The 14,353-nt window shown below is 66.1% G+C and carries 12 protein-coding genes; 9 read left to right on the forward strand and 3 right to left on the reverse strand.

Annotation, left to right across the window (positions count from 1 at the left end; translation table 11 throughout):
- Positions 1-50: 50 nt before the first annotated feature.
- The 3 genes from GLR48_RS17850 to GLR48_RS17860 form a co-directional block, all read right to left on the reverse strand.
- Positions 51-2,414, reverse strand: coding sequence for a xanthine dehydrogenase family protein molybdopterin-binding subunit (locus GLR48_RS17850; RefSeq protein ID WP_237063418.1), 2,364 nt, complete (start codon positions 2,412-2,414; stop codon positions 51-53).
- A gap of 159 nt (positions 2,415-2,573) precedes the next feature.
- Positions 2,574-3,056 (reverse strand): (2Fe-2S)-binding protein, encoded by a 483-nt coding sequence (locus tag GLR48_RS17855; RefSeq protein WP_237061900.1) that lies wholly within the window; start codon positions 3,054-3,056, stop codon positions 2,574-2,576.
- Positions 3,057-3,079: 23 nt separating this feature from the next.
- Positions 3,080-3,604 (reverse strand): CoxG family protein, encoded by a 525-nt coding sequence (locus tag GLR48_RS17860; protein ID WP_237062303.1) that lies wholly within the window; start codon positions 3,602-3,604, stop codon positions 3,080-3,082.
- A 395-nt stretch (positions 3,605-3,999) separates the two neighbouring features.
- Between GLR48_RS17860 and GLR48_RS17865 the strand changes: the two genes are divergently transcribed.
- The 9 genes from GLR48_RS17865 (at position 4,000) to GLR48_RS17905 (ending at position 14,321) form a co-directional block, all read left to right on the forward strand.
- Entirely contained in the window at positions 4,000-6,357 is a 2,358-nt protein-coding gene (locus GLR48_RS17865) for a PAS domain-containing protein (protein WP_237063420.1), read from the forward strand.
- Between the two features lie 28 nt (positions 6,358-6,385).
- The gene (locus GLR48_RS17870) at positions 6,386-7,834 is read left to right on the forward strand and encodes an amidase (RefSeq protein WP_237063422.1); all 1,449 of its coding nucleotides are present in this window, start codon (positions 6,386-6,388) and stop codon (positions 7,832-7,834) included.
- A 53-nt stretch (positions 7,835-7,887) separates the two neighbouring features.
- Positions 7,888-8,970, forward strand: a complete 1,083-nt coding sequence (locus tag GLR48_RS17875) for an ABC transporter ATP-binding protein (RefSeq protein ID WP_237063424.1) — start codon at positions 7,888-7,890, stop codon at positions 8,968-8,970.
- The gene (locus GLR48_RS17880) at positions 8,967-9,875 is read left to right on the forward strand and encodes an ABC transporter permease (protein WP_237063426.1); all 909 of its coding nucleotides are present in this window, start codon (positions 8,967-8,969) and stop codon (positions 9,873-9,875) included. Before GLR48_RS17875 ends, GLR48_RS17880 begins: the two co-directional genes overlap by 4 nt.
- Positions 9,868-10,671, forward strand: coding sequence for an ABC transporter permease (locus tag GLR48_RS17885; protein ID WP_237063428.1), 804 nt, complete (start codon positions 9,868-9,870; stop codon positions 10,669-10,671). Before GLR48_RS17880 ends, GLR48_RS17885 begins: the two co-directional genes overlap by 8 nt.
- Before the next feature lie 23 nt (positions 10,672-10,694).
- Positions 10,695-11,714, forward strand: a complete 1,020-nt coding sequence (locus tag GLR48_RS17890) for an extracellular solute-binding protein (RefSeq protein ID WP_237063430.1) — start codon at positions 10,695-10,697, stop codon at positions 11,712-11,714.
- Positions 11,715-12,090: 376 nt separating this feature from the next.
- Positions 12,091-12,393, forward strand: coding sequence for an arginine transporter (locus tag GLR48_RS17895; RefSeq protein ID WP_237063432.1), 303 nt, complete (start codon positions 12,091-12,093; stop codon positions 12,391-12,393).
- A gap of 117 nt (positions 12,394-12,510) precedes the next feature.
- Positions 12,511-13,494 carry a methylmalonyl Co-A mutase-associated GTPase MeaB gene (gene meaB, locus GLR48_RS17900; protein WP_237063434.1) on the forward strand — a complete coding sequence of 328 codons (984 nt, stop codon included), beginning with the start codon at positions 12,511-12,513 and terminating at the stop codon, positions 13,492-13,494.
- Positions 13,494-14,321 (forward strand): alpha/beta hydrolase, encoded by an 828-nt coding sequence (locus tag GLR48_RS17905; RefSeq protein ID WP_237063436.1) that lies wholly within the window; start codon positions 13,494-13,496, stop codon positions 14,319-14,321. The genes meaB and GLR48_RS17905 overlap by 1 nt, the downstream gene beginning before the upstream one ends.
- The last annotated feature ends 32 nt before the right edge of the window (positions 14,322-14,353 follow it).

Raw genomic sequence — 14,353 nt, forward strand, 5'->3', positions numbered from 1 at the left:
GTCAGAAATACTTCGGGGTCCGGGGCAGCGCCCCGGAACACCCCCTCACCCTATTGCATCGCCGCCCAGACGCGGCTCGGCGTCAGCGGCATGTTGATATGCGCCACGGTTTTGCCGCCCCCCGAGTTGATCGCGTCCAGCACCGCATTGACCAGGCTCGGCGGGCTGCCGATCGCCCCCGCCTCGCCGCAGCCCTTCACGCCCAGCGGGTTGTGGGTGCAGGGCGTCTGGCAGGAATGGTCCACCGTGTAGAACGGCACGTCCTCGGCCCGCGGCATCGCGTAGTCCATGTAGGACGCGCTCAAGAGCTGCCCGTCGCTGTCATAGACGCAGCCTTCCAGCATCGCCTGACCGATGCCTTGCGCGATCCCGCCGTGCACCTGCCCCGACACGATCATCGGGTTGATGATGTTGCCGAAGTCATCCGCCGCCGAGAAGCGCTCGATCTTCACATGCCCCGTCTCCGGATCCAGCTCCACCTCGCAGGCATAGGCGCCAGAGGGATAGGTGAAGTTCGCCGGGTCGTAGAACGCCGTCTCCTCCAGCCCCGGCTCGATATCCGTCAGCGGATAGTTGTGCGGCACATAGGCCGCCAGCGTCACGTCGCCCCAGGCCACGGATTTGTCCGTGCCCGCCACGCTGAACCGGCCGTCCTTCAGCTCGATGTCGCCCTCAGAGGCTTCCATCAGGTGGGCCGCGATCTTCTTGGCCTTGTTGATCACCTTCTCGGCGGCCCGCACCATCGCGGACCCGCAGACGGCCAGCGACCGCGACCCGTAGGTGCCCATCCCGAAGGGGATCTTGGAGGTGTCGCCGTGCACGATGTCGATCTGGTCCTCGGGGATGCCGATCATCTCCGAGATCACCTGCGGGAAGGACGTCTCGTGCCCCTGCCCGTGGCTGTGCGCGCCGACCATGACGCTGATGCTCCCCGTCGCGTTCACCCGCACCGTGGCCGCGTCATAAAGACCCGCCCGCGCGCCAAGCTGTCCCACCGAGTTGCTGGGGGCGATGCCGCAGGCCTCGATGTAGCAGTTCACGCCCAGACCGCGCAGCTTGCCCTTCGCCTCGCTCGCCTTGCGCCGCGCGTCGAACCCCGCAAAGTCCGCGATGTCGATCAGCTTGTCCATCGTCGCATGGTAGTCGCCGGTGTCGTATTCCACCGCCACGGGCGTCGCATAGGGGAACTGGGTGATGAAGTTCTGACGTCGCAGCGCGATCGGATCGACGCCCAGCTCGCGCGCCGCCATGTCGATCACCCGCTCCAGCTGGAACGTGGCTTCCGGGCGGCCGGCACCGCGATAGGCATCGACGGGCACGGTATTGGTGAACACCGCCTTCACGTTCACGTAGATATGCGGCGTCTTGTAGTTGCCCGCCATCAGCGTGCCGTGCAGCCAGGTCGGCGTGCAGGACGCGAAGGTCGACAGATACGCCCCCATGTTGGCATAGGTCTCGGTCCGGACCGCGACAAAGTTGTTGTCCTTGTCCAGCGCCAGCTCGATCTTGGTCACGTGATCGCGCCCGTGCGCGTCGGACATGAAGGCCTCGGACCGCGTGCTCGTCCACTTGACCGGCCGGTTCAGCGCCTTGGCCGCGAAGGTGCAGAAGGCCTCCTCCGCGTAGTGAAAGATCTTGGTCCCAAACCCGCCGCCCACGTCGGGGGCCACGACCCGCAGCTTGTGTTCCGGGATGCCCAGCACGAAGGCACCCATCAGCAGCCGGATCACATGCGGGTTCTGCGACGTCGTGTGCAGCGTGTGCATGTCGTCGGCGCGGTTGTACTCGCCCACGGCGACCCGCGGCTCCATCGGGTTGGCGACGAGGCGGTTGTTCACCAGCTCCAGCGTGGTGACATGCGCGGCCCCCTTGATCGCGTCGTCGACGGCCTGCCGGTTGTCTTCCACGAAGCCCCAGTCATAGCACAGGTTGCCGGTCAGATCGTCGTGCACCTTCGGCGCATCCGCCTTCACCGCCTCCTTCATGTCGATGACCGCCGGCAGCGTGTCGTAGTCCAGCACGATCGCCTCCGCCGCGTCGCGCGCCTGCGCCAGCGTGTCGGCCACCACCGCACAGATGGGCTCGCCCACGTGGCGGATCTTGCCCTGCGCCAGCACCGGGTGCCGCGGCTCCTGCATCGGCGCACCATGCCGGTCGGTGATCAGCCAGCCGCACGGCAGACCGCCCACCGCCTCGAAGTCGGCACCCGTAAAGATCCGGTGCACCCCAGGCATCGCCGCGGCCGCAGCCGTGTCCACACCGTTCAGCACCGCATGGGCCACATCCGCGCGCAAAAAATGCACGTGCAACTGGCCATAGATGTTGATGTCGTCCGTATAATTGCCGGTTCCGGTCAGGAACCGCACATCCTCGCGCCGCTTGCTGCTGGCACCGATTCCGCTGTCCTTGGGCATGATCTGGTCCTCTCCCTGCAGGTCGGACGCATGCGCCCCTCCCCCTGCTTCTTCTGGTTTGAAATACTTCGGGGGGAGGCGAAGCCGGGGATCGTCATTGTTCGCCATTGGTTCAAGAACAATGGACGATGCCCCCCGGCCACCCTCACCCCCGCAAACTCACTCCGCCGCCAGCGCCGGCATCTCCTGCCCCGACGCCGCCATGATCGCCTTCACGATGTTATGGTAGCCCGTGCAGCGGCAGATGTTGCCCTCCAGGTGGTGCCGCACCTCCGCCTCGCTGGGCCTGGGGTTCTCCTTCAGCAGGCTTGCCGCCGCCATCACCATCCCCGGCGTGCAGAACCCGCACTGCAGCCCGTGGTGATCCTGGAACGCCTGCTGGATCGCAGACAGCGTCCCGTCAGCCGCAGCCACCCCCTCGATCGTGGCCACCTCCGCCCCGTCCGCCTCCACCGCGAACATGCTGCAGGCCTTCACCTGCAACCCGTCCACATGCACCGTGCACGCCCCGCACTGCGACGTGTCGCACCCCACATGCGTCCCCGTCAGATGCAGATCCTGACGCAGGAAATCCACCAGCAACGTCCGGCCCTCAACATCACCAGACACCGCACGCCCGTTCACTCTCATCGAAACTTTCATCGTCGTCCTCCCTTGCATTCCCGTCAGTCCTTCGAGCCGATCAGCCGCTTGACCCAGCCCTTCTTCTCCGCCTCAGGCGCATCCGGTGCCGGCGCATCGGCCGCATCGACGCCCTCGACCACCGCCTTGAAGTCGTCAAAGAACTGGTCCGCCATCTTGCGCGCGAAGCCGTCGATGATCCGGCTGCCCAGCTGCGCCATCTTGCCGCCGACCTTGGCGTTCACCACGTAGGCCAGCGTCGTGCCCGCCCCGTTCGGCGTCAGCACCACATCCGCCCCGCCCGACGCAAAGCCCGCAGGCCCGCCCTTGCCCGCCCCCGTGATCGTCAGGCTCTGCGGCGGCGTCATCGCCGACAGCGTCACCTCGCCCAGAAACGTGGCCTTCACAGGACCCACCTTCTGCACCACCGTCGCGGTAAAGCCCGCCTCCGGCGATCCCTCCATCTGCGTGCAGCCCGGCACGCACCGCCGCAGCACATCAGCATCCAGCAAAGCCGCCCACACCACCTCCGGCGCCGCCGCAATCTCCCGCTCGTCCTTCAGTTCCATACACTCAATCCTCACCTCAAATGCCGCGACAACGCACGGATCCAACCATGATCCGAAGGGTGTCCCGGATCAGCGTAGCCGTGGTTCTGCCCTGTCGCCAGAGCCGTTGATGCCGTGCCAGCCCCCACCCGTTCCCTTTCAAAGCGGCAGGAGGGCATTTCACTGACCCCACGCCAAATGGCCCGACGGCCCGCGGCAACCTCCTGCGCCCTCCTTCGGGACTGCAAAAAAGGTGACGTGACGCCCCAACCCCTCCGACGACGTTCCGACCGCAGATGGTCCGCGTGAACATCCCGTCGCCGTCATCATTTCTGCGTCTTACGGACCGCCGCGCGCCGCGCTATGTTGGCCATGGAATGCAACAATCCGCCCTGCGGCCACCTGAAAGACAGCCCTTGACCGACATCAAGACGTTCACCGCTTCTGATCCTTCACCGGACCGGCCGACGGTCGCGATACTGTCGCTTTTACCGCAGGACGCTGATGTGCTTGGCCGCATGCTGGCGGACCCGGGTATTGCAACCGTTTGCCATGCCTCTGTCGCGGCGCTGGCGCAGGCGCTGGACGACAGGACAGACGCGGTGCTGGTGCTGGAGGATGCGCTGGCTGAGGATCACGGCGCCGCCCTTCTGAAAGCGCTCGACCAGCAGCCCGCGTGGTCCGACATCCCCGTGATCCTGCTGGCCCGGGGCACCGGACCCGCCCATGCCGGATTGGACACCGGCCGTCTGGCGACCGCCCTACGCCTGCCCCATCCGCCCTGCCCGGACGATCTGACCCGCGCCGTGCGCGCGGCGCTGATCGCCCGCAAGCGACAGCACCAGGCCCGCACGCAACTCGTTGCCCTGCGCCAGAGAGAGGCACAACTGCGCGACAGCGAGGCGAAGTTTCACGCCATCGCCGATTCGGTCGACCAGATGATCTGGTCGACCCGGCCCGACGGCTTTCACGACTATTACAACCGCCGCTGGTACGAATTCACCGGCATGCCCGAAGGATCGACGGACGGCGAGGCGTGGAACGGCATGTTCCATCCCGACGATCAGGAGCACGCCTGGGCGGTCTGGGAGGAGTCGCTCGCCACCGGCGAGAGCTACGAGATCGAGTATCGCCTGCGGCATCACTCGGGCGATTATCGCTGGGTGCTGGGTCGGGCGCAGCCGGTGCGCGCCCCCGACGGCGCGATTCAGCGCTGGTATGGCACCTGCACCGATATCGACGACGAGGTGCGCGCCCGCGAGGCGACGGTGACCGACCTGACACGGCAGCGCGACGTCGCCTGGGACATGACGATCGACCTGATCGCCGTCGTGAATGCCGATGCGACGCTTGATCGGTTGAACAGCGCCTGGACCCGCATCCTAGGCTGGCCGGTGGCCGAGACGCTGGGACGCGATTTCCTGACGCTGACCCACCCCGACGACGTGGCGCGCACCGCAGCCACCTTTACCACAGTGTTCGATGCGCCACTGACCGATCCGTTCGAGTTCCGGTTGCGCCACAGCGACGGCAGCTACCGCTGGTTTGCCTGGACCGCCTCGGCGCAGGACGGTCAGGTCTATGCCGTGGGCCGCGACGTGACCGAACGGATCGCCCGCGCCGAACGGCTGGCCACGACCGAAGCCGCCCTGCGCCAAAGCCAGAAGCTCGAGATGATCGGCCAGCTGACCGGGGGAGTGGCCCATGACTTCAACAACCTGCTGATGGCGACGCGCGCCAGCCTCGACCTGCTGCGCCGCCATCTGGGAGAGGCAGACGAGCGGACGCTGGCGCTGATCGGGAACGCAACCCATGCCATCGAACGGGGTGCGGCTTTGACCCAGCGCATGCTGGCGTTTGCGCGCAAGCAGGATCTGCATTCAGTGGCCGTCGACATGGCCGCGGCCATTCCGGGCATGACAGATCTGATCCGCCGCACCATCGGTCCGCAGATCGAGGTCGCGATTTCGATTGCCCCCGATCTGCCCCCTGCCGACATCGACCTTAACCAGTTCGAGATGGCGCTGCTGAACCTCGCCGTCAACGGGCGCGATGCGATGGAAGGTGCAGGACACCTGACGATTACCGTCGATGCCACAGAGGTGCGCGACCGGCCCGATCTGGCACCCGGCCCTTACGTGCGCGTGGCGGTGGCCGATACCGGCTGCGGCATGGATGACGCCACACTGGCCCGCGCGGCAGAGCCTTTCTTTACCACCAAGGGCGTCGGCAAGGGCACCGGCCTTGGCTTGTCCATGGTGCACGGGCTGGCCATCCAGTCCGGCGGCACCTTCACCCTCGACAGCCGGGTCGGCGTCGGCACGACGGCGACGCTTTATCTGCCGGCGGCGGCGGCCAGCGCGGCTGTCAAGCTGCCGGACAGCCTGCCGCTGGCCCCCGCCGACGCCACGCTGCGCAAACCGAGGCTTGTGATCATCGCGGTCGATGACGACATTCTGGTGTCGATGGGGACCGTCGGCGTACTGGAAGATCTGGGTCACGAGGTCCTGTCCGCCCATTCCGGCGCCGCGGCGCTGGAGATCCTTGAAAAGCGCCCCGACGTCGATCTGGTGCTGACCGATCAGGCGATGCCCAAGATGACCGGCGTGGATCTGGCCCGCTATATCCGGCAGACCCATCCTGACATGCCGATCATTCTGGCCACCGGCTATGCCGACATGCCCGAGGGCGGTCATGCCCTGATCACCGAGCGGCTGGAAAAGCCGTTTTCAGATGCGGCCCTTGAACGCCTGCTGCGCCGGTATCAGGCCTGACGCCCCAAGCCACCCGACAGGAGATCGCATGATCGACGCCTATGACACCTTCGATGCCACCGGGCTTGCCGCCCTTGTGGCCAGCGGCGACGTCACGCCGACAGAACTGCTGGATACCGCCCTCGCCCGCACAGCGGCGGTGAACGGCGCGATCAATGCCGTCGTCAACATGGCCGAAGACGCGGCCCGCGCGCGCATCGCTGCGGGCCTGCCGGACGGACCATTGCGCGGCGTGCCGTTCCTGCTGAAGGATCTGGGCTGCGAGGCGGTGGATTACCCCTGCGACGTCGGCTCGCGCCTGTTCAGGGGGACGACATACGCGCGGAACTCTGCCATGTTCGACCGGCTGGCGGGCGCGGGTCTGGTGCCCTTTGCCCGGACCGCGGCGCCCGAAATGGGCATCGGGACGGCGACCGAGGCGGTGGTCTACGGCGGTCCGACCCGCAACCCCTGGGATCTGGACCGCACGCCGGGGGGGTCATCCGGCGGGGCGGCGGCGGCAGTGGCTGCAGGGATCGTGCCAGCCGCACACGGGTCCGACGGCGGCGGATCGGTGCGGGTGCCTGCATCGAACTGCGGCCTCTTCGGGTTCAAGGCGACCCGCGCGCGGCTGCCCGACGGGCCTTACGCGGGCGAAGGCTGGGCCGGCATGGCGATCGAAGGATTCCTGACCCGCAGCGTCCGCGACACAGCACTTCTGACCGACATCTGCGCCGGGCCGGACCTTGGCGCGCCCTACGTCGCCCCGCCGCTGTCGGGGACATTCGTGCAGGCGATCCAGCAGCCGGTCAGACCGCTGCGCATCGCACTCTGCGACACGACCCTGACCGGAGAGGCGATCAGCGCCACCTGTCGCGATGCGGTGCATGACGCGGCCCGCCTGCTGGCCGATATGGGACACCATGTGACACCGGCGCGCCCCATGCAGGCGGACACGGTCGCGATGATGCAGGCCTGGACGGATATCGTCGCCTGCGGCACCGCCGAATCCGTACAGACGAAACTGCGCAAGCTGGGCCGTCCGCTGGCCGACGACGATGTCGAGGGTGTGACGCGCGGCGCCATCGCCCATGCCGCCACGATCAGCGGCGCGGATTACATCGCCTGCATCGACACCATCCACCTTTACGGCCGGCAGATGGCCGCCTTCTTTCAGGACTACGACATCCTGCTGACACCGACGCTGGCCGAACCGCCCGCAGCGATCGGCAGGCTGTCCCACGACACGATGGATTACGTCGGCTACCGCATGGACCGGGTCTTTCCCTATTCGCCCTATGCCGCCGCTTTCAATGCCAGCGGCCAGCCCGCCGCGTCGGTCCCGCTCTTTTGGGCGGACGGCCTGCCGATCGGCATCCACCTCGCCGCGCGCTTCGGTGCGGACGAGATGCTGATGGCCCTTTGCGCCGATCTGGAACGTGCCCGCCCATGGTTTCATCGTTTGCCACCCGAAAGAGCAGGTTCCGCCCTCGCGTGACTTGCAATCGGTCTGGTCTTTGGCTCTGTTGCGATCAAAGCCGGAGGATGCGCATGACCGAAGAGACTGCCGTAGAGGTTCGTGACGCCCGCAAGGTTTACGGTCAGGGCGTCGGGGCCGTCACGGCGCTGGACGGTGTCTCGTTGAAGATCCACAAGTCGGAATTCTTTACGCTGCTGGGTCCGTCAGGCTGCGGCAAGACGACCTTGCTGAAACTGATCGCGGGATTCGAAAGCCCGACGACGGGACAGATCCTGCTGCACGGCAGCGATATCACCTTCGATCCGCCGAACCTGCGCCCGGTGAACACGGTGTTCCAGTCCTACGCCCTGTTCCCGCACCTGAGCGTGGCCGACAACATCGGCTTTGGCCTCAAGATGCAGGGCCGCCCCACGGCCGAGATCGCCGAGACCGTGACCCGGATGCTGGCGCTGGTGCGGCTCGACCGGATGGCGGACCGCAAGCCGGGGCAACTCTCTGGCGGGCAGCAACAGCGCGTGGCGCTGGCCCGCGCACTGGCCCCGGCCCCCAAGGTGCTGCTGCTGGACGAGCCGCTGTCGGCGCTGGACCTGCAGTTGCGCAAGGAGATGCAGATCGAACTGAAACGGCTTCAGGTCGAAACCGGCATCACCTTCGTCTTCGTCACCCACGATCAGGAAGAGGCGCTGACCATGTCCGACCGGATCGGCGTGATGCAGGCGGGCCACCTGTTGCAGGTCGGCGACCCGCGCACGATATACACGCGCCCTGCCAACCGGTTCGTTGCGTCGTTTATCGGAGAATCCAATTTCCTGACCGGCACGGTCGAGGGTCGCACCTTTACGCTGGATGCAGGCCCCCGGATGGAGGTCGCACCCTGCGACGCCGCGCCCGCGTCCGGCAAGGTCACCGCCGCGATCCGGCCCGAGCAGATCCGCATCACCAGTGCCAGCCTTGGCGATGGAATCCCCGCCACGGTCACGCAGACCGTCTATTTCGGCACGGACACCCATTGTCGCGTCGCCCTGAAGGACGGCACCGAGATCACCGTCCGCCTGCAAAGCCCCGCCTCTGGCGATGTGGGTCTGCATCCGGGGTCCGAAGTCACGCTGAAATTCGAACCCGGCGCCCTGATCATCCTGCCGGAGGCCGCATGAGCGCCGATCCACAAGCGGACGCGGCCGCCCGGCGTGGCTGGTGGCTGTCGGCGCCAGCGCTGATCCTGCTGGCGGTGGGGGCCACGGGTCCGCTGCTGATCATGCTGGTCTATTCGTTCCTGGAGCCGGGGCAATACGGCAATGTCGAATGGGTGCTGTCGTTCAAGGCGTGGTTCAACGTCATCATGCAGCGCGACATCTTCGACGGCACCCTGACCTTTGCCGATGCGCATCTGTCGATTTTCTGGCGATCGGCAAAGCTCGCGCTGCTGACGACGCTTTTCGCCTTTGTCACCGGGTTTCCGACCGCATGGTTCATTGCGACCCGCAGTCCGGGGCTGCGCACGGCGTTGCTGTTCCTGATCACGATCCCGTTCTGGACGAACCTGCTGATCCGCACCTTCGCGATCAACCAGATCATCCGCAACGAGGGGTTCCTGAACACCTTCCTTTTGTGGGCCGGCATCATCGATACGCCCATCGTCATGCTTTACACCGATTTCGCGGTTTTCGTCGGCATGACCTATGTCTATCTGCCACTGATGGTGCTGCCGCTGTTTGCGGCCATCGACCGGTTCGACATGCGGTTGCTGCAGGCGGGCTACGACCTTTATGCCAGCCGGTGGCAGTTGCTGCGGCATGTCATCGTGCCGGTGGTGAAGCCGGGCATCATCTCGGGCTCGATCCTCGTGTTCATCCCGGCCCTGGGCGCCTACGTCACGCCGCGCATCCTGGGCGGCGGGCGCAACATGATGATCGGCAACTTCATCGAACTGCAGTTCGGACAGGGCCGCAACTGGCCGCTGGGGGCCGCGTTGTCGGTGGTGCTGCTGGTCATCGTGAGTGCTGCCCTGATCGTCTATACCCGCTTTGCCACGGGAGGCGGCGACAAATCCCATGGCTGACCGCACGTTTGACATCGCCCGCCTGCCCGGCTTCGCCACCATCGCGGTCACGATCTTCGTGATGCTGTATCTGCCCATCGCCATGCTCGTGATCTTTTCCTTCAACGCCGGCGACAACGCCGCGATCTGGGAAGGCTTCTCGCTGCGCTGGTACCCGGAGGCCTGGCAGAACGAGGCGGTGAAACAGGCCACCGTCCGGTCCCTGCAGATCGCCACCTGTGCCGCGATCATCGCGACCACGGTCGCGACCATGGCCGCCCTCGGCACGACACGCAGGCGTCAGACGCGCGGGCAAAGCTTCGTCTACCTGATGATCAACCAGCCGCTGATGGTGCCCGAAATCGTGACCGCCGTGGCACTGCTGATCTTCTTCTCCTCGATCAAGGTGGCGACAGGCTATCAGGGTCTGGGCTATCTGATCATCGCCCACGCGGCCTTCTGCACGCCCTTCGCCTATCTGCCGATCCGCGCCCGGCTGGAAGGGATGGACCTGAGCCTCGAGACCGCGAGCGCCGATCTTTACGCGACCCGCTGGCAGACCTTCCGCCATGTCACCCTGCCACTGGTCATGCCGGGCGCCATTGCCGGCTTGATGCTGGCCTTCGTGACCTCGCTCGACGACGTGGTGATCACGCTTTTCGTGAAATCCGCCGGGCAGGATACCCTGCCCACCTACATGCTTGCGCAGATCAGGCGGTCGGTCAGCGCCGAGGTCAACGCGATCTCGACCCTGCTGCTGGTGCTGACGGTGGTTCTGCTGACCGCCTTCTTCCTGCTGACGCGCAAACGCACCTGAACGACCAACTAGGAGAGAGAACAATGAAAAAACTGCTGACCACCGTCGCCATCCTGACTGCGGGCATGGCCCACGCCGAAGGCGTGCTGCAACTTTACAACTGGGGCGACTACACCAGCGCCGAACTGCTGACCAAGTTCGAAGAAGAGACCGGCATCAAGGTGACCGTCACCGACTACGATTCCAACGACACGGCGCTGGCGAAGGTCGAGGCGGGCGGTCACGGCTTCGACCTCGTCGTGCCCTCGGCCAACTACATCCCGATCTGGCGCGAGAAGGGCCTGATCACCGAGCTCGATCTGTCAAAGCTCTCGAACCATGGCAACATCGCGCCGCAGTGGATGGACGTCGCCTTCGATCCGGGCCGCAAGTTCTCGATCCCGTGGCAGATCGGTGCGACCGGCATCGCGGTCAACAGTGACGCCTACGACGGTGACATCAACACCAGCGCCATCTTCCTCGACACGCCAGAGGCGCTGGTCGGCAAGGTCAACGTGACGCCCGAGATGAACGACATCATGTCGCTGGCCCTGTGGTATGTGGGTGGAGAGCCCTGCACCGAGGACACTGAAAAACTCAAAGCCGCCCGTGACGTTCTGATCGCGGCCAAGCCGAACTGGCAGTCGATGGACTACGGCATGTCCGAGAAACTGGCGGCCAACGACGTCATGTCGTCGGTCTACTGGAACGGGGCCGTGTTCCGGGCCAGCCTGCAGAACGACAAGGTGAAATTCGGCTATCCGCAGGAAGGCTTCCCGCTGTTCATGGACTCCGTCGCCCTGTTGTCTGACGCGCAGAACGTGGAGGAAGCCTATCAGTTCCTGAACTTCATCATGCTGCCTGAAAACGCCGCCCTGATTTCGGAATTCGCGCGCTATGCCAACGGGATCGCCGGGTCGGAAGAGTTCATGGACGACGCGATGAAGACCTCGCCCATGGTCAACATCCCGCCAGAGCTTGCGGCTGCGGGCAAGTTCCTGCCCACCTGCTCTGCCAAGTCTCTGGAATATTACACGGCGATCTGGACCGAACTTCAGAAATAAGCCGCCAAAGACCCCGCGCCCGCCGGCATGGCCGGTGGGCGCGGGACCACAGCGCACCGTTCCGGACATTTGACCGCTGATGGGCGTCGGACCCTGACTGACGGGCCGGATGCCCCCCGGCGCGACAAGGCGGTCGCACCGCGCGCCTTCGCTTGTCATGCACAGACGCTGTCACTCCGCCTGTCACAACGGGACCGCGCCCTCGCTCACGCTCGCCGCGCCTCCACGGTCAGGACCGACGTTTTTCAACCGGAAGCATCATTCCACCGCATTCGTGAATTGCATCGCCGGCAATTTTCCGCCATATTCACCTCACGGCAGTATTGACGATGACACCGGCAAACCGGGCGCGTCACATGAACGACAGGCACAATCAATGCGTATTCTTTTTCTGGGCCTTGCCCTCGTGACTCTCAATTCCTGTGGCGCCGGTGTCCGCGGCGAAATGGGAAAGGCCTGCATGACTTCGGGCCGGTCGGCCGCGAACAGCGCCCTGTGTTCCTGCGTCCAGCGCACGGCGAACGCGACCTTGACGAACCGCGACCAGAAACTGGCCTCGACCTTCTTCGAGGACCCGCAAAAGGCACAGGACATCCGGCAATCCGACAGCAGCGCCCACGGAGCCTTCTGGAAGCGCTACCGCCAGTTCACCGGCCAGGCCGAGCGCAGCTGCCGCTGACACCCCCCTTCATCTGGTCGGAAATACTTCGGAGGTCCGGAGGCAGAGCCTCCGGTTCGCCCCAGAGGGGCGACAGCATCATCTGGACATGCCGCACGGTCCGGATATGAAGGACCCATGCGGTTCGACATCCCCCAGCTGACCCAAGGCATCCGCGCCGGCGACAGGCGGGCCCTGTCGCGCGCGATCACCTTGATCGAAAGCGCACGCGACGATCACCGCGACCTTGCCCTGCACCTTCTGGACGCACTGGGACAGGACCGGCAGGCCCTGCGGATCGGATTGTCCGGCACGCCCGGCGTCGGCAAATCTACCTTCATCGAAAGCTTCGGGCTGATGCTGACCGGGCAAGGGATGCGCGTGGCCGTGCTGGCGGTCGATCCCTCCTCTGCCCGCTCCGGCGGGTCGATCCTGGGCGACAAGACCCGGATGGATCACCTGGCTCGCGATCCGCGCGCCTTCATCCGCCCTTCGCCCAGCCAGACGCAGCTGGGCGGCGTCGCGCGCCGGACCCGCGACGCGGTGCGCCTGTGCGAGGCAGCAGGATTCGAAGTCGTGCTGATCGAGACCGTGGGCGTCGGCCAATCCGAGACCATGGTGGCCCAGATGGCTGACCTATTCGTGCTGCTACTGGCGCCTGCCGGCGGCGACGAGTTGCAGGGCGTGAAGCGTGGGATCATGGAAATGGCGGACCTTGTACTGGTCAACAAGGCCGACGGTGATCTGAAGGCGCAGGCGATGCGGACCTGCGCCGATTATGCAGGTGCACTGCGGCTGCTGCGCAAGCGGGCGCAGGACAGGGACGGCTTTCCCCTGGCCATGACCGTCTCGGCGCTGGACGGCGCCGGATTGGCGCAGGCCTGGGACCGGATGCAGGAGCTTGTAGCATGGCGGCGGGACACCGGTGTCCTGGCCGCAACCCGCGCCGATCAGGCGCGGCACTGGTTCCGCGAGGACCTGCGCACCGAAATGCTGGCCCTGCTGACCCGCGATCCGGAGCTTCAGGCCCGGATGGCTGACCTCGAGGCCGCTGTCGCGGCAGGGCGGATGACGCCCGCACTGGCCGCGCGGGCGGCGCTGGCACCCCTCAGGGACGACTGATGGCGGCTGTGGTGCGCGTCTTCGACGGCGACCACCTGCGCGCCGAGTTGGTGCGTCGTGGGGGGGCGACACTTTGCGTGACCTTCGATTATCGCCGGCTGGACCGTGCGGGCTTTGGCCCCCTGTCACCGTCACGCCAGATCGCCGCGGCAGGCCATGACCAGCTGATGATCGCGACACGGGGCAACGACTGGTTCATCAACCCCGACACCCCCGCGCTGGAGGCCGTCTGCCGCCCGCTGCGCGCCTCCTATGGCGCGGCCCGGGCCTTGGGGTTTTCGATGGGCGGATACGGCGCCTTCCGGTTCAGCCGCACCTTAAATCTGGGACATGTGGTGGCGGTGTCACCGCAGGTCTCGATCGCGCCGGATATGGTGCCGTTCGATCGGCGCTATCGCCAGGAGGGGCGCCTCTTCGACAGCGCGCTTGGCGATCTCACGGCACTGCACGACCCTGCTTTGCAGGGGGCGATCCTGTGCGACTCGCTGAACCTGCTGGACCTGACCCACGCGCGCATGCTGCAGGTGCTGTTCCCGGCCCTGCGTCTGATCCGGTTGCCGGGCGGCGGCCATCCCTGCACGCAGGTGCTGCGCGCGATCTCTCGCACCGGCCTGATCCAGCGGCTGGCGCTTGGCGAGGCGGCAGCGGCGGGCGCGCTGCAACAGGCGCACCGGCAGGCGCGCGGGCAAAGCGCCGGCTACTGGACGGCGCTGGGACGGGCCGCAGCTGCACGGCGCCCGGATCTGGCCGCCGCCGCAGGGTGGCGCGCGGCAAATCTGGCGGCCGCCGACACGGGCAGGGTTGACGAGGACGGAGATTCTGCGTAGGCGCTGCAAACCGAATTCACGGCTGCCCCAGG

This window comes from Loktanella sp. M215 (assembly GCF_021735925.1).
In the GTDB taxonomy this organism is placed as follows: Bacteria; Pseudomonadota; Alphaproteobacteria; order Rhodobacterales; family Rhodobacteraceae; genus Loktanella.